Genomic DNA, 22,543 nt, shown 5'->3' on the forward strand with positions numbered 1-22,543 from the left:
ATTCCAGAACTCCCGCGGCCCCGTGGACCGGCCCCGGATCAGACGACGGAGGCCCGGCCCCGCCTGGTCACGGACCTCTTCAGGCTGATACGGCCGTCGCACGCGGCCAAGGCGATTCTCCTTGTGCCGATCGCGCTCATCGACACCTCCCTGTGGAACCTCGCCACGGTGGGCCAGGTCCTCCTGGCCACGGTCGCGTTCATCCTGGCCTCCTCCGCCGTCTACGTCGGCAACGACATCGCCGACCGGCACCGTGACGTGCACCATCCCGTCAAGCGCCATCGCCCCGTCGCCGCCGGTCGCGTGGGGATCAGGGTCGCGTACGCCTACTGTGCCGCCCTGCTCGGACTGCTCAGTGCCGTCATCCTCCTCACCCCGGGACCGTACTGGCCCATAGTGGTGTACCTCTTGATCAACATCGCGTACAGCCGCTATCTCAAACACATCCCGCTGGTCGACGTGGGCACGGTGGCGGTCTGTTTCGTCCTCCGGGTCGTCCAGGGGTACGAGGTGGCCGGAGGGCAGGCGTCCGCCTGGTTGCTGGTCACGGTGTTCTCGATGTCCCTGCTGCTCCTCATCGGCAAGCGACGCCAGGAACTGAAGAACGGTGCAGCGCACCGGCCGGCACTCCACGGCTACTCGATGGAGCTGACCAACTGGCTGCTGCAGATCGCCTCCGTGCTCGCCCTCGTCTCCGGCCTCATCTACCTGCGCGAGGAGGGCCCGTTCGGCCCCCAGTACGGTCAGACGGCGATGCTGCTGTCCACGCCCTTCGCGCTCTTCGCCCTCTTCCGCTACCTGCAGATCCAACTGATGGATGAAGAGGGTGGTGACCCGGTCCGAATCCTGTTGCGGGACCGTGTCATGGTCGCCAACTCGATGTTGTGGGCCGCCACCCTGGGTGTGACGCTCGTGCTCGCCCACCATCCCGTCCCGTTGTGAGAGCGACACGGAAGGAAAGAATGGAAGTCCGCATACTGGGTCCGGTTGAGGTGACCGTCGACGGCCGGCGTGTTCCTCTGGGTCCACCGCAACGACGTGCGGTGCTGGCCGCCCTGGCGGTCGACGTCAATCATCCCGTGTCGCTTCCGACGTTGATCGACCGGGTCTGGAATCTTCCACCGGACCGGGCGACGGATTCCCTGTACGCCCACATCGCACGCCTGCGGCAGGCGCTGACGGGAACCGCGGCCTCCATCGAGCGCCGCGGGGGCGGTTACGTGCTGGAGGCCGACCCCGACCGGGTGGACGCCCACCGCTTCCACCGGCTGGCGAAACAGGCGCAGACCCATCCCGGCGACGACTCCACCCGGGCCGCGCTGCTGGCCGAGGCGCTGGAGCTGTGGCGCGGCTCGCCGCTGACCGACATCACGGGAGACTGGGCCTCCCGGATGCGCTACAGCATCGAGCAGCAGTTCGTCAGTGCCGTCGTCACCTGGGCGCAGGCACACCTGCGGCTGGGGCGGCCCGACGCGGTGGTCACCGAACTCACCCCCCTCGTTCCCCGTTACCCGCTCGTGGAGCCGCTCGCGAGCATGCTGATGCGCGCGCTCTGCGCCCTGGGACGCACCGCGGAGGCGGTGGCCCAGTACGCGCGCCTGCGCGGGTATCTGGCCGATCACCTGGGCATCGAGCCGGGACCTGAGCTGCGCGCGCTGCACCAGGAGATCCTGCGCGGCGATCACGACATGCCGACCTGGGCGGCCGAGGGAGTGGTCCTGGCCGGCGCCGACCACGCCGGTTCCGGCTGGGCGCCACTCGGGCAGCCGCCGAGCTGGACCCGCCCCACGGCCCACCTGCCCGACCGGGTGCTGTCCCGCAGGCCCTGACCCTTTCTCCGGATCATCCGCTCGTCGAGACGACCAGGCGTTGCCCGCTGTGGTCGGAGAGACCGTTCGACCGCACCAGTCCGTACCGGTGCACGGTGACGTCCGGCGTGGTGAACGCCCAGTCGATCCGCCACAGCGGCCATCGGTCGTCCCAGGAGGTGGGGTAGAGCGATTCGAGCACCGGGGTGGCGTCGACCAGCCGGTCCGGCAGCAGGCGCATGATGCCCATCGCCGGTGAGGCGTTGAAGTCCCCGGCCAGCACGGCCGGGTGCGGATTCCTCTCGACGTCGGCCGCGAGCGCGCGGAGGTTGGCCTGCCGCCGCTCGTGCTGGGTCCGGTTGAGACGGCGGGGATCCAAGCCCTGCGGGAACGCGTGGACAGGTGAGTTGATGTGCGTGTTGTAGAACGAGATCGTGTTTTCGCCGTTCCCGCCGTTCCCGCCGACGCGTATGTCCGTACGCAGCGTCTTCACCGCGGAGAAACCGGGCAGGCCCGGGTCGGGGGGTATGACTCGGTCGCGTTCCTCCGACAGCCACGGGCGCAGATCGATCCCCCGCTCCAGGACGATCGGGAACCGGGAGACCGTCACCAGCTCGCTCGCCACGGCGATGTGGTAGCCGGGAAACTCCCGGCGCAGTCTGGCCGTGTCGTCCACCCGGATCACCTTCGAGTCCCGGCCGAAGTAGATGTACTCCTGCAGGAGATACACGTCCGCCTTCTGGTCGTGCAGATACCGGTAGAAGTCGTCGATGTCGCGCGACGGCGTGCCGGTGGGCGGGGGCATCGTCTCCCCGCCCGTCCGCATGTCCCAGTACAACGTGTTCCAGGAGAACACCGTGATCGCGCCCGGCGGGGCGGGCGGGGGACGGTGCCACAGGGAGGCGGGGTTGAGCCCGCTCGCGCCTCCGCCGAGCACCAGGGAGGCGAGCGTCACCGCCGCGATCCACCCCCTGGCCGTGCGCGCCGGCAGGGCCACCGCGAGCAGCAGGACCGGGACGACCGCGAAGGCGGACGGCGGGACGAGCTCCGGAACCTGCCACCACCACACCCGGCCGGACAGCACGCGATGGACCGCCACGAACACCAGCCAGGCGACCGGCGCGGACAGCAGCGGCCAGGTCCACCAGCGTGACCGCCGGGCGGGCCCGGGCCCGGCGGTCGCGGTCACGACCCGCGTGTCGGTCATCGAGGGCGGCCGGATCCGGGACGTACGCGTGGGGCGGGCGGGCACGGACGAGCCGTCACGTCGCCGCCTCTCCGGCGGCCGAGGGCCGCACGAGCAGGTCAGAGTCGTAGAGCCGACGGAACCTGGCGGAGCAGAACCACTGCACGACCCCGGCCGCCACCCCCGCCGCGATGGTCACGTTCACCACGAAATGCACCGTACCGTAGTAGAGCAGGAAGAGCGGGCCGCGCCGCCGCAGCACGAACCGGTACATGCCGAGGTCGGCCAGGATCGACACAGCCAGGGCGAGGCCCGGCAGAACAGCGCCGACCGGGCCGAACACCGCCACCGCCGGGAGCGTGGCCACCGCCGCCAGCGCGGCGAGGCTGCCACCGGCCCGGTTCGAGGTCTCGAACCCGCGGGCGAAGCGCTTGCGCCGCGCGTACAGCGGCACCCGGGCGCGCCCCCGCTTGAACAGCTTGCGCAGCAGCTTGAACAGCTCGTCGTCGTGGTCGTGCCGGGAGCGCACCGCGGAGGTGAGCACCATGCCGTACCGCTGGGTGAGACGGTGACCGTAGTCGACCTCCTCGGTCTCGCGCAGCCGGGTGTTGAACTGCCCGACCTCGTCGAACACGTGGCGGGGTATCGCGACCATCGCCGGGAAGAGGAACGAGATGGGCCCCTCGGAGCTCGCCGTCCAGTAGTAGTACTGCAGCGCTCGGTACTCCTCGACGAGACTGTCGCGGATCAGCGGCTCCGGGTCGTGGATGCTGCACACCGCCCCGAGCCGCGCGTCGGCCGCGAGCATGCCCACCGCCACCTCGACGGCGTCGGGGTAGGCGGCCACGTCGGAGTCGACGAACACCAGGATCTCGCCACGGGCGTGGGTGACGCCGAGGTTGCGCGCGCCGGCCACCCCCATGTTGTGCTCGGTGTGGACGACCCGGACACCGAGCCGCTCCGCGACCGCGACGGAGTCGTCGGTGCTGCCGTCGTCCACCATGATCAGCTCGATCGGCTGGTAGGTCTGCTCCTGCAGGGCGCGCAGGCAGAGCTCCAGCGAGCCGGCGTAGTTGTAGTTGGGCACGATCACCGACACCAGGGGGCCGCTCATCGCTCACGCCCCCATCGCCGGCGCGGACGGCTCCGGCATGTCGTAGGTGTGCCGGAACCGGCTGGACAGCAGGCACTGCGCGGCACCGACGAAGACCGCCACCGCGACGGTGACGTTCACCAGGAAGTGGATCGCGGTGAAGTAGACGGTGAACGCCGCACCGGCATAACCCCAGACGAAGCGGTACATCCCCAGGTCGGACGCGATGGAGCCGGCCAGCAGCACGAACGGCACGAGCAGCCAGAGCGGGCCGAACAGAACCGGCAGCGCCAGGGTGACCACCGCGAACAGGGCGGCGAGCGAACCCCAGCCGCGGCTGCTGTTGGTCGGGCCGCCGTTGAAGTCCGGCCGGCGCAGGTACAGCGGAATGTGCAGGCGCGCGCGGTGGAAGAACTTCGACAGCACCACGCTCAGCTTGTCGTCGTGGTCGTGCGCGCCCCTGATCGCGGTGTCCAGCACGATCCGGTAGCGCTGGGTGATCCGGTGACCGTAGTCGGCGTTCTCGCTGTGGCGCAGCGCCGGGTTGAGCGGGCCGATCTCGTGGAAGACCCTGGTCCACATCGCGAAGATCGCCGAATAGATCGTGGTGATGTCGCCCGCGTCACCGGAGATCCAGTAGTGCAGCTGAAGGCTGCGGTACCGCTCCACGCGGCTGTCGGGGATCAACGGCTCCGGCTCGTACGTGCCGCACACCACCCCCAGCGTGGGATCGGACGTGAGCAGCGCCACCGCGTTCCCGACCGTGTCCGGGGTGAGCGCCACATCCGAGTCGAGGAAGAACAGCACCTCCCCGCGCGCGTGCTCGACGCCGAGGTTACGCGCCGCCGGCGCCCCGATGTTGGTGTCGGTGACCAGCACCCGCACCCCGTGCCGACGGGCTATCTCCACCGAGTCGTCGGTGCTCCGGTCGTCGACGACGATCACTTCGATGTGCGGGTAGTCCTGCCGCTCCAGCGCGCTCAGGCAGAGGTCCAGCGTACGGGCGTAGTTGTAGTTGGGAATGATGACCGAGACCAGTGGCCGCTGCTCATCCATGGTCGATGACCCCTTCGGGTTGGCGGGCGTCCGCCGGCCGGGAGGGGGCCTGCCCGGCGGACGCTCGCACGCATTCGTCTGTTCCGATGCTTGACATGGCTACTTGTCTCCCGCCTGCGCCGATTCCGCCACCGCCGCGGGCTCCGGCACCGTTGTGGACTCCGGCACCGACACCGGCTCCGAGGCCGGGGTACGCCGGATGACGACCTCGGCCACCGCCAGCGCCGCCGCTCCCAGCGCCACCTCGCTGACCGTGGAGACCAGCCGGCTCGCCACCGCCACCACCGCGGCCGCCGGCGCGGGCAGCACCACCGTCAGGGCGGCGGTCAGCACCGCCTCGCGAACGCCGATCCCGTCCGGTATCACGACCGTCAGCATCCCGACCGTCGTGGCCAGGGTGAACGCGCCCACGCACAATCCCAGGGACCCCAGCGGGTCGGCCCCCATCGCGACCGCGAGCAGCCACAGGTGCAGGCCGGTGACCAGCCATGACACCGCCTGCGCGACGACCGCCAGCCGTATCCCCCTGGCCGAGGCCGACCTGTCCGGGTCCGGCCGGCGCAGCACCCGCAGCAGCAGGTGCGCGCCGTGGTTGACCAGCTGCGGCCGTACCAGCACGACCACGATCAGCACCGCCGCCACCGCCACCAGCCATGCCACCTGGGTGCCGAGCATGTGCACACCCGCGAGCAGCCCGATCGTGAGCCCGGTCAGCAGCACCAGGCTCATGCTCAGCGCCGCCGTACCCATCAACCGCCCGAAGCTGACGCCGTTGGCCGTGGCCACCTTGGTCGCGGCGATCAGGCCGGGCACTTTCCCCGGCACGTACTTGCTCAGGAACGTCACGAAGAAGACGCGTGCCACCCGTGGTTCGCCGACCGGCGGCCCGAGCTCGAACAGCACCGCCCGCCACGCCAGATAGCCGAACCCCAGCCCGGCCATGCTGGTCAGCAGCGCACCGGCCAGCAGGAGGCCGATCCGCCCGCCGTCGCTCCGGGCGAGCATGACGGAGACCACGCTCCAGTCCTGCCCGGCCAGTGCCATGACCACCGCGCCCACCAGGACCAGCGCGAACGCCGCGATCAGGGCGCGCACGAGCGCGCGGGGCAGGCGCCACGGCGGGCGCCACGGCCGGCTCGCGGTCACTCCGGCGCGCCGGCCGAGGAGACCGGGGTCAGGCCGGTCTTGGCCGGGTGCCCCTGACGGCGAAGCAGCTCGAAGACGAGCCGCGGCAGCCCCGCGCCGGCCCCCAGGAAGAACGCCGTGTGGTAGCAGAACTGCATCGAGCCCATGAGCAGCGCGAAGCCCACACCCCGGTAACGGTGGGAGTATCGAAGGAAGTCACGGTTCACCGTCACGAACGCCGCCAGCAGCAGCGCGAGCACCACGAGCAGCCACGGCACGAAGAAGACGAACGGCAGCGTGAACAGGCTCAGCGCCGCCGAGACGGAGGAGATCCGCGGCGGCAGGCGGCGGGTGCGGGGATCCGGCCCGATCATGTCCAGCCGGAACCCGATCGTGTCGTCGTCGTACAGCCGCCGCGCCCTCAACATGATCACCGGCAGGGTGCTGGCCCTGACGAACCGCTCCCACATGCACTCCCAGAACCGGTCGACGTCGTCCGCCTTGGTGACCACGGTCGCGGTCACCACCAGCCGGTACTTGGACGGCACCCGGTTGCCGAACTCGAAGTCCTCGCCGTCGCGCAGCCGCTCGTCCAGCCCGCCCGCCTCGCGGAAGACCGTACGCGGGATCAGCGAGTTGGACAGGAACGTGGACACCGCCCGCTGGCGGTCGAAGTGCTCGGAGAAGACGCGGTATCTCTCCACCGGACCGTCGTCGTACAGCGGCTCCTTGTCGTAGATCCCCTGAACCATGCCGCAGTCGGGTGTTTCCCGGTAGGCCCGCACCGCGTTCTGCACGGCGTCCGGGGCCAGCGCCGTGTCGGAGTCCACGAAGAACAGCAGGGGCGAGCCGCTGGAGTCCACCCCGGTGTTGCGGGCCGCCGACGGCCCCTGGTTGGTCGGCAGCTCGACGATCGTGCACGGGAACTCCCGCGCGATGTCCAGCGAGCCATCCGTGCTGCGGTCGTCGACCACGATCACCTCGGCCGGGGGGTACGTCTGCGCGTACACCGCCTCCAGGCAGGCTCGGAGAGTCTTCTTCTTGTTGTAGTTCGGCACGATGACCGCGACATCCTCGGGTCGCGCGGTCGCCGGTTCCGTCATGTCAATTCCTTCCACGGCTCAGTGGCCAACCGATAGAACCGTTTGTTGAGGACGGTGGTCGGACAGTCCGGCGGCTCCGGGCATCTCGTAGCGGTGCACGACGACGTCCGGCGTGGTGAGCACCCAGTCGATCCGCCAGAGCTCGCCGACTCCGGAGAGGTAGCTGACCGGATAGAGGGACGGCAGCGCCTGGGTGTGATCGACCAGCTTCTCCGGCAGCAGCCGGAGCATCCCCATCGCCGGGGTGGTGTTCAGGTCACCGCCGAGCACCACCGAATGGTCGTTGGCCTCGACGTCCGCGCGAAGCGCCCGATAGCTCGCCTCCCGCCGGCTGTGGGCGTACTGGTTGGAACCGCGAGCCTCGCCGTCGTACAGCCGCCAGTCGAGCGGGGGCTGGTTGATCTGCGTGTTGTAGAAGGAGACGACCGCGCCGTTCACCTGGATGTCGGTGCGCAGTGTCTCGACCGTGTAGGAGGTCGGCCAGCTCCGCATCACCTCCGGCACCGCCTTCTGCTCCTCGGGCAGCCACCGGGTCATGTCGAGGCCGCGCTGCGCGACGATGGGCAGCCGGGAGAGCGTGATCAGCTCCCCGGACGTCGCGACCTCGTATCCCGGGAACTCGCGTCGCAGCTCCGCCGCCTTGTCGATGCGGAGTGCCATGTCGGCGGTCCACTTCGACGCCATCATGTCCCCCGCCGAGGTGTCGACGTACAGGTACTCGGAGAGCAGGTAGACGTCTGCGTCCATCTTGCGTAGATAGTCATAGAAGTTAGGCGAATAGCGGTTTCCGTCGGAGGTGCGCCAGTCCTGATCCCAGAACTCGGTGTTCCAGGTGGTCACCTTGATCGCCCCGGGCGGCGCGGGCGGCGGGGTGTGCCAGAGGGTCGCCACGTTGATCCCGCTCTGTCCCGCGCCGAGCACCAGGGTGAACACCAGCGTCGCGATGATCCGCCACCGGGCCGGGCGCGCGAGCGGCGCCACCACCAGCAGCAGCGCCGGCACCACCACGAACATGAACGGCGGGATGAGGTCGAGCGGGGCCCACAGCGAGGTGCGGCCGCTCACCAGCAGGTGCGCGACCACGAACAGCAGCCACCCCGTGGTGGCGGTCACCACCAGCTTGGTGCCCAGGCACCACCGCCGCCGTGGCCGGATGAACCGGCCAAGGCGAGCTCGCCAGCCGACCGGCTGCTCGGGTGGGACCTCCGTGGGCTGATCCTCGGTCATGATGTCCCGGTCGCCCATCAGCACACCACCTCGGCACGTAGGTCAGGCCGGCGACAGCCATTGACGATCCGCGATCACTTCCAGCGGTACCTCAACGTACTGACCGGTTCTTGTCGCTTCCTTGTCGTCCGCGCCCTGGATCGCGTAGATCACATAAGCCGCATAGAAACGGAACCGTATGACATGGCAGACGGCTCGACAAGAATGAGACAAGCCATCGCGACTAGCGTGGTCCGGAAGCAAGGGGTCGGAGGTCGGGTGACGAGCCACGGCCGGTTGACCGAAGACCCACCGGGGCAGCCCGCCCTCATCATCGGCCAACACCCGGCGGTTCGGAAAGAGCGGCCTTCAGCCAATGGAGCGACCCATGAGTCGAGAACGCCCGCTAGTCTCGGTCATCATCCCCAGCTTCAACCGGTCCCACGTGTTACGCCTGTGCCTGCGCGCGCTGGAGAAGCAGACCTACTCGCCCATCGAGGTCATCGTGGTGGACGACTGCGGCACCGAGGACGCGGCGGAGGTGGCGAGGTCGATGGGCGTCACCGTGCTGCGCACCGAGGTCAACAGCGGGGCGTCGACCGCGCGCAACCTCGGCGCCGAGCACGCCCACGGCGAGATCCTGCTCTTCCAGGACGGCGACATCGCACTCGACCCGGACGCCGTGGAGAACGCGGTGAACATCCTCCAGGCCGAGCCCAAACTGGGTGCCCTTGGCGGCATCCTGCACCCCGAGCCGCTGGCGGCCCGGACCCTCCCCGCGCAGTATCGAGCGCTGCAGATGTATCACTGGTGGATGCCGACCGACCGTCCGACCCTTGAGCTGCACGCGGCCGTGCTCGCCGTGACGACCGAGGTGTTCAAGGAGATCGGCCCCTTCAACCCGCATCTGAGCGACACGGTGTCCGCGGACTACCGCTCCCGGCTGATGCGGAAAGACTACGAGGTGCGCATCACCGACGCCGTCTGTGGCCGGGCCGACCACGACTCCACGCTGCGGATGATCCTGAACAAGGTGTTCCGGCGCGCACGGGTGAGCGCTCGGGAGTGGACCCGGGGCGAGACGCCGGGCGACTCCGTACCGCGCGCGTTCGGCGGTGTCCTGCTGGTCGCCGCCGTGCCGGCGGCCCTGCTGCCGCTGCTGGTCGGCCCCGTCGGCGCCCTCGCGTCGCCGCTGCTCGTCGCCGCCGCCGTGGCCCTTGACAACAGCACGTATCGCCGGGTGTTCGCCCGCCGGGGCCTCCTCTTCGGCCTCTACTTCAGTGCCGTCCACCTTCTGGTCACCTTCGTGGGAGCGACGGGAGCGGGAGTCGGCGTGCTCCAGCGCGTCCTGCAGGGAGGACGGCCGACCGCTACCTGGGTCCCCCAGACCGGTGGCCTGAAGAATCAGTGAATCGGTGACCTGAAGGACCGGTGAACCGATGGCCTGAAGGACCGGTGACATGCCACCGGCTCGACCTCCCTTCGCACCGGCCTCGGAGGGCCCGCGACGATCGTCGGAGGCGCACGGAGAGTTGAGCCGGGAGACCGGGCCCCTGATGACCGGAACCCGAGAACTCCGGCCACCCGTCGTCACCGGAACCCGGCAGCCTGTCGTCACCGGAACCGGGGAGATCCCGTCATCCGGTGACGCGGGAACGCGAAGGACCGGCCGCCGCCTCGCGGCCGGGGCCGGGGCCGCCGGGATCCTCCAGCAGCGCGGCCATCGGGAGCAGCCAGGCCATCCGGGGACTGCCCATCTCCCGATCGAGCTCCTCGGGGCTGGGCATCCTGTCGTTGAGCACGTGGGGCGGGACCAGATGGTGGATCGCGTGCGCGAGCAGGTTGGCCATCGAGTATCCGGGGTCGGCCTCGTGCGCCCGGGTGAGAGCGACGCCCGCCAGCGCGGAGTCTCCCCGCCGCCAGGCGACCAGGCCGAGCAGCGAGGCCACCGGAGGCACGAACCTCGGCTCCAGCCTCCGGGTGAGGTCGTGCCAGAGTTTGAGATGCGTGTCCTGGCTCTCGTCGGTGACCAGTGCCCACGCCTCGTCACGGATCCTGATCACCGCCAGGCCGAGCCCCAGCCTGACCGCCTGGTCCTCGCCGAGCCGCCCTCCCGAGGCGTAGGTGACGATCGCCTCGCGAACCCTGGCCATGCCGTCCGCGACGAACTCCGCCGCGAACCCGTCGGCGTCGCGGCATCCGGCTAGCCTGCCGCGCAACTCCCCCGCGAGTCGGCCCGTCGCCTCGCGCATGGCCTCCCGCGCGGGCCCGGTGACCGGGTCGAGCGAACGCTCCAGGGCCTGCCTGTCCGGCAGGGCGACCAGCCCGTGCAGGACCGCCTCGGCCGCGACCGCGCCGGCCCGCCGCTCGTACGGCACGCCGTCGGCCGGGCAGCAGTCGCTCCGCGAGCACCCGTACGACCAGTAGCGGCCGTCTTCCACCCGGAGCGCGTCGACGACGGTGAGCTCGCTCCGGCGGAACAGCGCCAGGGCCTCGTCGACGGCCGGGGTCACCAGCGGGCCGGAACCGTAACCGACCACGACGACCTGGGTGACGCCCTCCTTCCCGAAGAGCGGGGCGATCTGGCCAAGACCGCCGGGGCCCAGGGGCAGATCCCATCGGACGGTGAGGTGCAGCCTGCTCCTGGACGGGCTGCCCGTGAGTCCGATGACGACGAGACTGTCGGCGGGGTGGAACCCCAGCAGATAGGGAACAGCTCCCAGGACGTCTTCGGTGGAACCGAGCAGGAGCCGGGGCGGCGAAGCGGGCGGAGAAAACGGGGCGGGTGGAGAAGGTGGGTACGGCGGCTCGAGCGAGACCGGGGAGGGTGGAGACGGCGCTTCGGGCGAGACCGGGGAACGGGGAAACGGCACTTCGGGCGAGACCCTGGGCGGAGGGGACGATGCTTCAGGCGAGACCCGGGGGGTGAGGGACGGTGCTTCGGGTGAGGCCGGGGGCAGAGAGAACGGGGGCTCGGGCGAAGCCGAGGACGAAGAGGACGGGGGCTCGGATGAGACCCGGGGCGGAGAGGACGATGCTTCGGGCGAAGCCGGGCACGGGAGGGACGGGGGCGGGGACTCGGACTCGGGTGAGGCGAAGGCCTGAGGGGACAGGGGCTCGGGCGAGGCCGGGATGTCTGGCGTCATGCCCCGAAGCCTCGCCGAAACCGGACCACCTCCTCCGCACCGAACCCCTTTCTGTGGACAGAGCCCGCGACTGTCCACAGCTGAACGGCCAAAGGGTCGCGCCCCTCTCTCCGCAGGGGTCCGCCGAAGTCGGCCGGAACCGCTCAGACGCCCCTGTCGACGCGCGGGCTCTCGCCCGTCCTGCCCGCCGGGAGGACGGGCGGCGCCAGGCGGGTGCGGACCATGATGGCCGCACCGGCCACGGCGGCGGGCATCGCGATCACCGCGACGAACGGGATGAGGAAGAGCAGGAAGAGCAGGATCCCGAAGCCGAGCGCGGGGGCCTTGTTCCCCTTGAGCAGGCCGAAGCGGCTCCTGCGCGCCAGGCCCCTGCGCTCAAGGGCCAGCGTGGTCAGCTCGATCGTGAGGAAGAAACCCGAGACCAGGGCGCCCAGGACCGGCACCACCGTCTGCCCGATCACCGGCACGAAACCGAGGAAGAACAGCGGGATCGTGAACAGCAGCAGCCATCCGAGGGTGATCAGGCTGTCCCTGATGGATCGGGGGATCGACTTCCACAGCGGAAGGTCGTGGCCGGTCGGCACCTCTCCGTAGGTCTCCTCCACCTTCTCGGAGAGCTTCTCGTAGAAGGGGTCGCCCAGGATGAGGGTGATCGCCGTGAAGGTCACCACCGACAGGATCAGCCCGGCGACAAAGAGCGCCAGCCCGACCAGCGCCCGCAGCGCGGTCCGCGTCGCCTCGCTCCACCCGTCGGCGAACGGCGTGCCCCACGCGGCGATGTCCAGCGCGTTCGTGCCGAGGAAGTAGAGGCCGGCCGCGTAGAGGGTGAACGCGATCAGAGCCGGGATCACCCCGAACAGCCACCAGCGCGGATATCGCGCGACCCAGCGCAGTCCCTGGAAGAAGAACCCGATGCCGTCCAGAAAGGAGCGGAAATGACCCATGGCGGAAGATTATCGGGATAGGACGTCACCCGGGAGGGTGCGCCCACGACGGCGCCGGACACACCCCCGGACGTACGGGAGACGGCAGGACCCGCTTCCCGAAGACCGGCGACGTATGAGACGGCAGGCATCAGAGCAACGCCTCCCAAAAGCCGACGACCTACGAGACGGCAGACACCGGGGGCTCGCTTCCCAAAAGACCGACGGCGTACAGAGACGGCAGACGTCAGGGGAACGCCTCAAGAAGGCCGGCGACGTACAGAGACGGCAGGCATCAGAGGAACGCCTCCCAAAAGCCGACGGCCTATGAGACGGCCGACCTACGAGACGGCAGACGTCAGGACCGCTGCCAGAGGCCGGGGACGGAGACCCCGAGGGCGCCGAGGAGGCGGCGGAGCAGTGGCAGGGAGATGCCCAGGACATTGCCGTGGTCGCCGTCGATGCCGTCGACGAACCAGCCGCCGCGGCCGTCCAGCGTGAAGGCTCCGGCGACGTGGAGGGGCTCGCCGGTGGCGACATAGGCGGCGATCTCGTCGTCTCCGGGGGTGCCGAAGCGCACGACCGTCGCGCCCACCTCCGCCACCTCGCGCCCGTCCGCGGCGTCGATGACGCAGTGGCCGGTGAGCAGGCGTCCCTCACGTCCGCGCATGTCGCGCCAGCGGGCGACGGCCTCCTCGGGCGAGGACGGCTTGCCGTGGGCACGTCCGTCGAGTTCGAGCACCGAGTCGCAGCCGATGACCAGCCCACCGGTCAGGCCACCGGCGACCACGGTCGCCTTCGCGCGGGCCAGCGCGAGGCAGAGCTCACTCGGGCTGTCGGCGGTGATGGCGTCCTCGTCCACACCGCTGACGATCACCTTGGGATCGAGTCCGGCACTGCGGAGCAGGGCGAGGCGGGCGGGAGAGGCGGAGGCTAGGACGATCTGGGTCACGGCGACCGAGCCTAGCGCGGCTCCACCCGTCCCCTCGCCACGGGCGAGCACCGGCGAGAACGTCCGGTCACCGGGAACGAGGAGGTCCGATCGAAGGAGAGCGGGGGCGGCCGACCGAAAGGGGCGCGCCGGAGATCAGGGGTGGGGCGGTGGCGGGAGTTGCGGAGGCGGGTCCGAGGAGGGAAGCCCCGGGGCGGTGTTCCGCGGTAGCCCCGCGGCGGCGTAGGCCTCGGCCTCCCCCAGGGTCTCGTTCTCCAGCAGGGCCTCGGCGATACCGTCCAGACGACTCCGGTTCTCCGCCAGAACGGTCTGGGCGATCTCGTAGCACTCGTCCACGATGCGCCGTACCTCTTGGTCCACCGCGGCGAGGGTGTCCGGGGCGGCGGCGGGCTGGCCGTCACCGGCGGCGGGCAGGACGGTGAGCGGGCCGATCCTGGCGGACATGCCCCAGCGGCCGACCATGCCCCGGGCGATCACGGTGATCTGTTCCAGGTCGTTCTCCGAGCCGGTGGTGACCACGCCGTAGACGACCTGCTCCGCCGCCATCCCGCCGAGGGCCCCGATGATCCGGTCACGCAGGTATTTCTCGTCGTAGGCGTACCGGTCGGTGTCGGGGGTGGAGAGCGTGACGCCGAGCGCCCGCCCGCGCGGGATGATCGAGACCTTCCTGACCGGGTCGGCGCCCGGCCGGAGCATGCCGAGCAGCGCGTGGCCCGCCTCGTGGTACGCGGTGCGCCTGCGCTCGTCCTGCGGGATCACGACGGCGCGGGCCGCGCCGAGCAGGATCTTCTCCAGCGCGTCGGCGAAGTCGGAGGCCTGGACCCTGTCGTTGCCCCGCTTGGCGGCGAGCAGCGCGGCCTCGTTGACCAGGTTGGCCAGGTCGGCTCCCGTCATGCCGGGGGTGGTCCTGGCGAGCCGCTCCAGGTCCACGTCGTCGGAGAGCGGCACGCCCCGGCTGTGGACCCGCAGGATCGCCAGCCGCCCCTCGACGTCCGGCACGGACACCACGACGGTACGGTCGAAGCGGCCGGGACGCAGCAGCGCCGGGTCGAGAACCTCCGCCCGGTTGGAGGCGGCGATCACGATGACGCCCTCGGAGCCGGTGAAGCCGTCCATCTCGGTGAGGATCTGGTTCAGGGTCTGCTCGCGCTCGTCGTGGCCGCCGATGGTGCTGCCGCCCCTGACCCTGCCGATCGCGTCGATCTCGTCGATGAAGATGATCGACGGCGCGACCTTGCGGGCCTCCTCGAACAGCTCGCGCACCCGCGAGGCACCGACCCCCACGATCATCTCGATGAACTCCGAGGCGCTCGCCGAGAAGAAGGGCACGTCGGCCTCCCCCGCCACGGCACGGGCGAGGAGGGTCTTGCCGGTGCCGGGCGGCCCGGCGAGCAGCACGCCCTTGGGCAGCTTCGCCCCCAGCCTCCGGTACTTCTCGGGATCCTTGAGGTAGTCGACCACCTCGGCGACCTCGTTCTCGACCTCGTCGATGCCCGCCACGTCGTCGAAGTCGACCCGGACCTTGGCCGGTCCCACCGGCGTGGCCGCCTTGGACCTGCCGAGGCCGCCGAGACCTCCGAGACCGCCCATCCCGCCGCCCATCGCGCTGGACGCCGCGCGCCGTACGAACCAGATCCACAGCCCGGCCAGCAGCAGGACCGGGAGCAGGGACAGCAGGAGGTTCGACGTGAGATCCCCGCCGACGGGCTCGGCCCTGATGTTCACGCTCGTCGAGAGAAGCTGCTGGTAGAGCCCGGCCCTGTCGGCGAAGACCGGCATCTCCGTGGAGAACTTCTCGTACGTGACGTTGCCGCTGTCGGGGTCGTGGGCGGGCTTCCTGAGGATGCCCTCGATCGACGTGCCCGTGGCGTAGACCTCCTTGACGTTCCCCGTCCGGACCTGCTGGGTGAACTGGGTGTAGGAGATCGGCTCGGTGGTCTGGTTGAAGAACGAGGAGACGATGAAGAAACCCGCGTAGACGATGACCATGGTCATCAGGAAGCGCACCCAGTTGAACTTCGGGCGCTGCGGAGGGGACGTCCCGCCCTCGGGCAGGCCCTCGGACCGCCAGGGCTTGGACCCGCTCTCCTTGTCGGACGCGTCGGGGCCGGACCCCTTGCGTTCCTGAGACGCCGGTCGGCTCACGACTCCCCCCTCGAGGCTCGGGGGAACCTGCCTGGACGGGCGTCCCGGAGGCGCGTCCGGGACGCCCGGCTCAGTCCGGGCCCTCGAACCGGGTCCGCCTCCGCGAAAGAGCCGAACCCCGCGCCCGGCGAGCGGGCGGGAGGTCGTCACGCGTGCGGCGGCGGAGCGGCCGGCCGTGAAATTCCCCCGAGTTTCACCAGGTCACACGGACAAGGCGATTCCTGCCCAGGTGGGGCTTACTTCAATCGGAGGGAGGAGACCGCCGTGTTGATGGCCCGCCAGTACTTGCTCTGGACGTCGGGGATCGTCGCGAAGAGCATCGCGGGCTTGGCTCCGGACACATCGGTCACGGCGACGGCGGCCATGGAGGAGCGTGCCTTGCCCTTCAGCTTGTACTTCACCCGGTAGGCGAGCAGCCAGCCGTCCTTGATCGGCTGCGAGGCGGTCCAGCTGATCTTGCTGCCCTTGGGGTGGTGGTTGAGCGTCCACCGGGCGGCCAGCAGCGCGGTGTCCTTGGCCTTCTTCTGCACCAGGATCGGCACCGGGCAGCTCACGAGCATCGCCCGGTGAGCGGCTCCCTTCGCCTTGGGCAGCACCTGCTTGGTGGAGAACGGCGCCGCGCCGAAGACCTTCCAGGGCTTGCCCAGGCGGATCAGCGACACGCCCGACTTGCCGTCCTGGACGCGGCGCTTGCTCTTGTCCGCCTTGCCGGGAAGGCGGCCGAGCCGCTTGTCGCGCGGCAGGTCGGGCACCCGGGGGTCGGTGAGGGCCGCGATGACAGCGCTGCGGTCGGGCGCCGGCTCGGAACCGTCGGGCGCGGAGGAGGGGGCGGCCGTCTCGGAAGGGCTCCCCGAGGGGGAGGCCGACACGGAGGGGGTCTCCGGTGCGGAGGAGGTCTCCGAGGGCGACACCAGGGGGGACGCCTGCTCCGACGCCGAGATGGACGGCCCCGAGGCGGACGGCTCCGAGGCGGACGGCTCCGTCACCGGGGTGGACGGCTCCGCCGAGCCTGAACCGGGCGAGGGTGGCGCGGCAGATGGCGCGGCGATCTGCCCCGTCTTTCCCTCGCCCGGTTGATCTGGGGAGCCCGAGGAGACGAAGCCGACCACCGTCGCGACCGCGGCCAGGATCAGCGCGACGCCCACGGCCAGGATGCGGTAGATCACGCGCATCGGCAGGTCGCCGATGCGGGATCGCTTCACGGGGGAATCCGGCAGCTTCGGGGGGCTCTCCGCCACGATTTTCGGCATCTCCGACGTGGCCGCCTCGGCAGTCACGTATGTCGGCGCGGGACCCGTCTCCCGGGTCCCCTGAGTCCCACCCAACCCATCGAGCACGATCGGGAGCGTACGACAAATCCGGTTTTCCCGTGCGGGATCCCCATCACACTTCGGGAACGAGTACCTTCCTCACCATGGTGTGAAACACCCTGCGATGATTCCAGGATGTTCGTGGAACGCCAGGTGGAGCTCAGGTTCGACGTCTCCTCACGCGAGGCGAGAACGCACACCAATCTGTCAGCCGTACGCACCGACGCCCTGGGACTCTGGCTGGCCGGTGACGAGACCGCCACCGTCGAACATCTGGCGTTCCGCGCCGGGCGCTACGACGACCAGCGCACCTTCTACCTCGCCGATTTCGTGGACCTGCCCGCCGGACGCGACGAGGAGGCCGACATCGAGGGCCTGGGCCGGGCGGACGGCTGGCTCTGGGTGATCGGGTCGCACAGCCTCAAGCGCAGGCGAGCCAAGAAAGGACATCCGCCGCACAAGGCCCGCCGCCGCCTCGGCAGCGTGGTGCGCGAGGAGAACCGCTACATCCTCGTACGGCTACCGCTCGTGGGTGCCACCCCGGTCCGCGAGGACGGGCCCCGCAGGGCGGAGATCCTGGCGGGTCCCGGCCGGAACCTGGCCGACCTGCTGGCGGACGACCCGCACCTCGCCCCCTTCGTCGCGATTCCCAGCAAGGACAACGGACTGGACATCGAGGGCGTCGCCATGCTCGACGGCCGCCTGTTCGTCGGCCTGCGCGGCCCGGTGCTGCGCGGCTGGGCCGTACTGCTGGAGATCCGGCCGGAGAGCGACCCCCGGCGTCCCGGCAGCCTGAGGCTCGCCCCCATCGACGGCAGGCCGTACCGGACGCACTTCCTGAACCTCGGCGGGCTCGGCATCCGCGACATGTGCCCGGACCGGGACGGGCTGCTGATCCTCGCCGGGCCGACCATGAGCCTGGACGGCCCGGTCCGGGTGCTGCGCTGGCAGCCGGAGGACGAGCCCTCGGTACGGCACGAGCTGGATCTCGTCGGCGACCTGCCGCACGGGAACGGCAACGACCACCCGGAGGGGATCACCCTGCTCGACGGCGAGCGCCTCCTGGTGGTCCACGACAGCCCGTCGGAGGCGCGGCTCACCCCCGAGGGCGGCGTGCTCGCCGACGTCGTCAGGATGCCCCACTGACCGCCCGAACCACTCGAACCACTCAAAACACCCAAAGGTCGACACCCCCGCCGATCACACTCGAACGCCGGCGCCCCCGCCGATCACACGCTGATCACCCGGTGATCACCGGCCGCCTCCGCGCAGCCACGGGGCGTCCGCGACGACCGTGCGGGAGCCGGGCTCGATCTCGGTGAACCCGGCGTCCCTGACCACCGGCAGGCCCGAGGTGACCAGCCCGGCCCACGCGGCGGGATCGGCGGTGCGTACGGAGACCGCCAGGCCCTTGTCCCGCCAGGCCCTCCTGGCGTCGTCCCCGCTCGCCTGCCAGGCGAGCTGGGCGGCGTGCCCGGCCTGGGCCATGGCCTTGCCCGCCGACATCGTCAGCCCCGGGTTGAGCCGGAGCACCACGTCTCCCGGCGGTCCAGGATCGGAGGAGTCGGCGAGTTCGGTACCGGAGACCTGGAGCCTGGAGAGGTCCTTGGGCCAGCCGTCCAGCGGGACCGGCGGGTGGACGCGGACCTCGGCGGTGCCCGAGGTGACGGTGAGACCGGGCAGGTCGAGCACCCTGCGCCACTCCGCCCCGCGCGCCCGCCGGACGACCTTCCTGAACCGGCCGCCGTCCCAGATCCGTACCGCCCCTGCCCACTCGCCGTCGTCGAGGGCGCGCGGGTCGTCGAGCAGCGCCAGCACGGCCAGGGCCGCCGCCTCCAGGGCGTCGGTCCGCTCGGGCGGCGCGGAGCGCTCGATCCGCACCACGAGCGGGAGGACCCTCCTGTCCCGGTCGGCGTTCCCGCCTGTCGCCTCCGTCCCGACCCCGGCCGTCGTCCCGCGCGCCGCGTCCGGTCCCTCGCCGATGATGCCCGCCGTCCCGTACCCCGCCCCTGTCGCCTCGTCCCCGGCGCCGGTCATGCGGTCTCCCCCGCCTGCCGCGCGTCCGATCCGGTCCCGTGTCCCGCGGCTCGCCCGCCTCGTTCTCTCACGCCTTCAAGGATGCCTGCTCCTCCGTGGTGGACTCCCCGGTAGTGGACTTCCCCGTGATGGACTTCCTGGTGATGACGATCGACATGACGGCGGCGGCGAGGCAGAGGAAGCCCGCGACGTACCAGGCGAGGTCGTAGGCGCCGAAGTGGTCGCGGGTGACTCCCGCGGCGACCGCGGCGATCGCGGCGCCGACCTGGTGGGAGGCGAAGACCCAGCCGAACACCACGGCTCCGTCGGGGCCGTAGATCTGGCGGCACAGGGCGACGGTCGGCGGGACCGTGGCCACCCAGTCGAGGCCGTAGAAGATGATGAAGACGAGCATGCTGGGCTCGGCGGTGGCGCCGAACAGGCTGGGCAGGGCCATCAGCGACAGCCCGCGCAGCCCGTAGTAGGCACCGAGGAGGATGCGCGAGTCGACCCTGTCACTCAGCCAGCCGGACGCGACGGTACCGACCACGTCGAAGATCCCGACCAGGGCGAGCAGCCCCGCGGCGGTCGGCGCGGCCATGCCGTGGTCGTGGGCCGCGGGGATGAAGTGGGTGCCCACCAGGCCGTTGGTGCTCATCCCGCAGATCGCGAACCCCCCGGCGAGCAGCCAGAAGGGACGCGTGCGCGCCGCGCTCCACAGCACGCCGAGGGCGTGTGCGGCGGCGCCCCCCGCCCGTGCCGGCCGGACGACCCGGGGCGCGGCGGGATCGGCGCCCAGGGCGGTGGTGCCCACCTCCTCCGGCCGGTCACGCAGCAGGAACCAGACCAGGGGAACCACGGCGAGGGCGGCGACGGTGACCGTGACGGCGGCCGACCGCCAGCCCCTGTCCGCCGCCAGGTGGGCGAGGACGGGTAGGAAGACGAGTTGCCCGGTGGCGCCGCCCGCCGTCAGCACGCCGGTGACGAGGCCGCGGTGGCGGACGAACCAGCGTTCGGTGAGGGTGGCGGCGAAGACCAGGGCCATCGAGCCGGTACCGAGACCGACCAGGACGCCCCAGCAGAGGATGAGCTGCCAGGGGGCGTTCATCAGGATGGTGAACCCGCTGCCCGCGGCGACCAGCAGCAGGGCGTACGTCACCACCCTGCGCATGCCGAAGCGGTCCATGAGGGCGGCGGCGAAGGGCGCGGTCAGCCCGTAGAGCATGAGGTTGACCGAGACGGCCAGCGAGATCGTGCCCCGGGACCAGCCGAACTCCTCCTGCAGCGGCGTGATCAGCACGCCGGGCGTCGCCCGGAAACCGGCCGCGCCGAGGATGGCCACGAACGCGACTCCCGCCACGATCCAGGCGCGGTGCAGCTTGCGTTCGGGCGCCCGAGGAGTCGTTGTCATGCGCTCCATAATCGTGGGGCGGCGCGTCGCCCCACGAGTGGCCCGAGCGCCAATAACCGCAAGAATCAGGCCAGTGCCCTGATGCGCCCATGTCGCGAGCCCGTGAGATCGCCATCTCACATATTGGGTGAATTCGCTCAAAGGTTATGTTTTTTCTATTCTCCTGATCTGAGGGTCTCGCGTCCGGCATGGTCACGGAGAGGCGCGATGCCCGTCCCGGGCCCCTCCCGGCCGCGAGAAGTGACGATGCCCGACCGGTACGGGGGCCGACCGGAGACCGGGCGATCGAAGGGGTGGTGCCGTGTTCCACGCACGAAGGCCGGGAAGGTTCCTGGCGCTGCTCGCGGGTGGCGCGCTTCTGCTGGGCGCCTGCGCGGACACCGGCCCGGTGGACGATCCCGCCGCCTCCGGCTCGGAGTCGGCGCCGCCGAGCGAGACCATCACCTACGCGTACGAGCAGGAGTTCCACTCCTACAACAACAACACCACCGCGGAGAACGCCACGCGCAACACCGCCCCGCTGCAGCGGGTGCTGACGGGCTTCTGGTACTACGGCGACAAGGGCGCGATCACCCCCGACAAGGACTTCGGGACGTACGAGAAGGTCTCCGACGACCCGCTGAGCGTCAGATACACCATCAACGACAAGGCGGTCTGGTCGGACGGCGTCCCGATCGACTGCGACGACGTCATGCTGTGGTGGGCCTTCCGGTCCGGCAAGGTCAGGGGCTTCGCCTCCGCCGACACCACCGGTCTGCGGGACACCCGGGTCCCCGACTGCGAGAAGGGCGGCAGGGAGTTCACCCTGGTCTACGACAAGCCGTTCGCGGACTGGGTGGCCGGGGGCCCCGGCGCGACCGAGATGATGCCCGCCCATGTGATCGCCAGGCAGGACGGCCTGTCCGAGGAGGACTTCATCGCGGCGGTCAGGAGGGCCGACTCGAGGCGGATCGAGAAGGGCATCAAGTTCTTCAACGACGGCTGGGTCTCCGAGGGCAGGCTGCCCGACGCCGAGCTGATCCCGTCCTCGGGGCCGTACAAGCTCTCCAGGCTGGACGCCGGGCAGCGGCTGACCCTGGTCGCCAACGACAGGTGGTGGGGCACCCCCGCCGCGACCCCGACGATCGTCGAGCGCTTCATCACCCTCGACGAGCAGGCCCAGGCGCTGCAGAACCGCGAGGTCCAGATCGTCGAGCCGCAGCCGGGGCCCGACGTGCTCAGGCAGCTGCAGTCGCTGCGGGGCGTGAAGGTCGGCGTCTTCGAGAAGTACACCTACGAGCACCTGGACTTCAACTTCGACTCCAGCCCGTTCAGGGACAGGAGACTGCGCGAGGCGTTCGCCAAGTGCGTGCCCAGGCAGCTCATCGTCGACACCCTGATCGGGCCCGTCTCACCCGCCGCCAAGCCCCTGGAGGTCCGTACCGTGGCCCCCTTCCAGGCCAACAGCGCCGCGGTCGTCGCGGCCAGCGGCAGCGCGGGCCTGTACGCGCGGCAGGACATCGAGGGCGCCAGGGCGCTGCTACGGAAGGCGGGCAAGACGGGCCTGGAGGTCAGCATCGGCTACCAGACCCCGAACCCGCGCCGTACCGCGGCGGTGCAGCTCATCATCGACGCCTGCAACAAGGCGGGCTTCAAGGTCGTCGACAAGGGCTCCGAGGACTTCCTCGGCACCGTGATGCCGAGCAACGGCTACGACGTGGCCCTGTTCGCCTGGTCGGGCTCCGCTCTGGTCAGCGGCTGGTCCTCCAACTTCACCTCGCCGGGAAAGTGCGACGCCCAGAACAAGGGCAACAACAACGGCTGCTACTCCAGCGAACAGGTCGACCACCTCATCGCGAAGCTGAACTCGACGGTGGACCTGACGGCCCAGAACCCGATCATCGGCGCGATCGAGAAGAGACTCTGGAGCGACCTGGCCACCATCCCGCTGTTCCAGCACCCGGGTCTCAGCGCGTGGGACGAGACGCTCCAGAACGTCATCCCCAACCCCGCCCAGTCGACCATCACCTGGAACATGGACAAATGGAGTCTGTCGTAGCGGCTCCGAGGCGAGTCCGTATCTG

Annotated in this window: 18 protein-coding genes; 5 read left to right on the forward strand and 13 right to left on the reverse strand. The window is 70.4% G+C overall.

Features of this window, described 5'->3' with window-relative positions; all coding sequences use genetic code 11:
* The first annotated feature begins 123 nt into the window (after window positions 1–123).
* Together OG587_RS41565 and OG587_RS41570 are read left to right on the forward strand one after the other, a co-directional pair.
* The gene (locus OG587_RS41565; protein WP_329084341.1) at window positions 124–942 is read left to right on the forward strand and encodes a UbiA prenyltransferase family protein; all 819 of its coding nucleotides are present in this window, start codon (window positions 124–126) and stop codon (window positions 940–942) included.
* A gap of 20 nt (window positions 943–962) precedes the next feature.
* Entirely contained in the window at window positions 963–1,829 is an 867-nt protein-coding gene (locus OG587_RS41570) for an AfsR/SARP family transcriptional regulator (protein WP_329084342.1), read from the forward strand.
* A gap of 13 nt (window positions 1,830–1,842) precedes the next feature.
* Here OG587_RS41570 and OG587_RS41575 read toward each other — a convergent pair whose 3' ends face one another.
* The 6 genes from OG587_RS41575 to OG587_RS41600 all read right to left on the reverse strand — a co-directional run bounded on the left by OG587_RS41575 (window position 1,843) and on the right by OG587_RS41600 (window position 8,616).
* Complete coding sequence (locus OG587_RS41575; protein ID WP_329084343.1) at window positions 1,843–3,015, reverse strand: endonuclease/exonuclease/phosphatase family protein; 1,173 nt, start codon at window positions 3,013–3,015, stop codon at window positions 1,843–1,845.
* A gap of 55 nt (window positions 3,016–3,070) precedes the next feature.
* Window positions 3,071–4,108, reverse strand: a complete 1,038-nt coding sequence (locus OG587_RS41580) for a glycosyltransferase family 2 protein (RefSeq protein WP_329084344.1) — start codon at window positions 4,106–4,108, stop codon at window positions 3,071–3,073.
* Window positions 4,109–4,111: 3 nt separating this feature from the next.
* Window positions 4,112–5,143: a glycosyltransferase gene (locus OG587_RS41585; RefSeq protein WP_329084345.1), complete on the reverse strand. Its 1,032-nt coding sequence runs from the start codon at window positions 5,141–5,143 to the stop codon at window positions 4,112–4,114.
* A 99-nt stretch (window positions 5,144–5,242) separates the two neighbouring features.
* Window positions 5,243–6,289 carry a lysylphosphatidylglycerol synthase domain-containing protein gene (locus tag OG587_RS41590; RefSeq protein ID WP_329084346.1) on the reverse strand — a complete coding sequence of 349 codons (1,047 nt, stop codon included), beginning with the start codon at window positions 6,287–6,289 and terminating at the stop codon, window positions 5,243–5,245.
* Entirely contained in the window at window positions 6,286–7,371 is a 1,086-nt protein-coding gene (locus OG587_RS41595; protein ID WP_329084347.1) for a glycosyltransferase family 2 protein, read from the reverse strand. The genes OG587_RS41590 and OG587_RS41595 overlap by 4 nt, the downstream gene beginning before the upstream one ends.
* A gap of 18 nt (window positions 7,372–7,389) precedes the next feature.
* Window positions 7,390–8,616, reverse strand: coding sequence for an endonuclease/exonuclease/phosphatase family protein (locus tag OG587_RS41600; RefSeq protein WP_329084348.1), 1,227 nt, complete (start codon window positions 8,614–8,616; stop codon window positions 7,390–7,392).
* 349 nt (window positions 8,617–8,965) lie between these two features.
* Here OG587_RS41600 and OG587_RS41605 point away from each other — a divergent pair, with 349 nt between their 5' ends.
* Window positions 8,966–9,988, forward strand: a complete 1,023-nt coding sequence (locus OG587_RS41605; protein WP_329084349.1) for a glycosyltransferase — start codon at window positions 8,966–8,968, stop codon at window positions 9,986–9,988.
* A gap of 226 nt (window positions 9,989–10,214) precedes the next feature.
* Here OG587_RS41605 and OG587_RS41610 read toward each other — a convergent pair whose 3' ends face one another.
* From OG587_RS41610 to OG587_RS41630, 5 genes are all read right to left on the reverse strand, one after another.
* Window positions 10,215–11,450 (reverse strand): DUF4192 domain-containing protein, encoded by a 1,236-nt coding sequence (locus OG587_RS41610; RefSeq protein WP_329084351.1) that lies wholly within the window; start codon window positions 11,448–11,450, stop codon window positions 10,215–10,217.
* 416 nt (window positions 11,451–11,866) lie between these two features.
* The gene (locus tag OG587_RS41615) at window positions 11,867–12,667 is read right to left on the reverse strand and encodes an EI24 domain-containing protein (RefSeq protein ID WP_329084352.1); all 801 of its coding nucleotides are present in this window, start codon (window positions 12,665–12,667) and stop codon (window positions 11,867–11,869) included.
* Between the two features lie 337 nt (window positions 12,668–13,004).
* On the reverse strand, window positions 13,005–13,598 hold the full coding sequence (locus OG587_RS41620) for a Maf family protein (RefSeq protein ID WP_329084353.1): 594 nt from the start codon (window positions 13,596–13,598) through the stop codon (window positions 13,005–13,007).
* A gap of 135 nt (window positions 13,599–13,733) precedes the next feature.
* The gene (ftsH, locus tag OG587_RS41625) at window positions 13,734–15,743 is read right to left on the reverse strand and encodes an ATP-dependent zinc metalloprotease FtsH (protein WP_329084354.1); all 2,010 of its coding nucleotides are present in this window, start codon (window positions 15,741–15,743) and stop codon (window positions 13,734–13,736) included.
* Between the two features lie 236 nt (window positions 15,744–15,979).
* On the reverse strand, window positions 15,980–16,945 hold the full coding sequence (locus OG587_RS41630; protein ID WP_329084355.1) for a hypothetical protein: 966 nt from the start codon (window positions 16,943–16,945) through the stop codon (window positions 15,980–15,982).
* Window positions 16,946–17,188: 243 nt separating this feature from the next.
* Between OG587_RS41630 and OG587_RS41635 the strand changes: the two genes are divergently transcribed.
* Window positions 17,189–18,199 (forward strand): DUF3616 domain-containing protein, encoded by a 1,011-nt coding sequence (locus tag OG587_RS41635; RefSeq protein WP_329084356.1) that lies wholly within the window; start codon window positions 17,189–17,191, stop codon window positions 18,197–18,199.
* Between the two features lie 105 nt (window positions 18,200–18,304).
* Here OG587_RS41635 and OG587_RS41640 read toward each other — a convergent pair whose 3' ends face one another.
* Complete coding sequence (locus OG587_RS41640) at window positions 18,305–19,090, reverse strand: peptidyl-tRNA hydrolase (RefSeq protein ID WP_329084357.1); 786 nt, start codon at window positions 19,088–19,090, stop codon at window positions 18,305–18,307.
* A gap of 67 nt (window positions 19,091–19,157) precedes the next feature.
* Entirely contained in the window at window positions 19,158–20,480 is a 1,323-nt protein-coding gene (locus OG587_RS41645) for an MFS transporter (protein WP_329084358.1), read from the reverse strand.
* Window positions 20,481–20,781: 301 nt separating this feature from the next.
* On the opposite strand from OG587_RS41645, the gene OG587_RS41650 reads away from it, so the two are divergent.
* Window positions 20,782–22,518, forward strand: a complete 1,737-nt coding sequence (locus OG587_RS41650) for an ABC transporter family substrate-binding protein (RefSeq protein WP_329084359.1) — start codon at window positions 20,782–20,784, stop codon at window positions 22,516–22,518.
* The last annotated feature ends 25 nt before the right edge of the window (window positions 22,519–22,543 follow it).

This window comes from Streptosporangium sp. NBC_01469 (genome assembly GCF_036227305.1).
In the GTDB taxonomy this organism is placed as follows: Bacteria; Actinomycetota; Actinomycetes; order Streptosporangiales; family Streptosporangiaceae; genus Streptosporangium.

Excerpts from the sequence above, each read along its gene's own strand:
- OG587_RS41645 (WP_329084358.1), bottom strand. The coding sequence starts at position 20,480 with ATGACAACGACTCCTCGGGCGCCCGAACGCAAGCTGCACCGCGCCTGG.
- OG587_RS41605 (WP_329084349.1), top strand. The coding sequence starts at position 8,966 with ATGAGTCGAGAACGCCCGCTAGTCTCGGTCATCATCCCCAGCTTCAAC.
- OG587_RS41575 (WP_329084343.1), bottom strand. The coding sequence starts at position 3,015 with ATGACCGACACGCGGGTCGTGACCGCGACCGCCGGGCCCGGGCCCGCC.
- OG587_RS41635 (WP_329084356.1), top strand. The coding sequence starts at position 17,189 with ATGTTCGTGGAACGCCAGGTGGAGCTCAGGTTCGACGTCTCCTCACGC.
- OG587_RS41585 (WP_329084345.1), bottom strand. The coding sequence starts at position 5,143 with ATGGATGAGCAGCGGCCACTGGTCTCGGTCATCATTCCCAACTACAAC.
- OG587_RS41615 (WP_329084352.1), bottom strand. The coding sequence starts at position 12,667 with ATGGGTCATTTCCGCTCCTTTCTGGACGGCATCGGGTTCTTCTTCCAG.
- OG587_RS41595 (WP_329084347.1), bottom strand. The coding sequence starts at position 7,371 with ATGACGGAACCGGCGACCGCGCGACCCGAGGATGTCGCGGTCATCGTG.
- OG587_RS41580 (WP_329084344.1), bottom strand. The coding sequence starts at position 4,108 with ATGAGCGGCCCCCTGGTGTCGGTGATCGTGCCCAACTACAACTACGCC.
- OG587_RS41570 (WP_329084342.1), top strand. The coding sequence starts at position 963 with ATGGAAGTCCGCATACTGGGTCCGGTTGAGGTGACCGTCGACGGCCGG.
- OG587_RS41600 (WP_329084348.1), bottom strand. The coding sequence starts at position 8,616 with ATGGGCGACCGGGACATCATGACCGAGGATCAGCCCACGGAGGTCCCA.
- OG587_RS41640 (WP_329084357.1), bottom strand. The coding sequence starts at position 19,090 with ATGACCGGCGCCGGGGACGAGGCGACAGGGGCGGGGTACGGGACGGCG.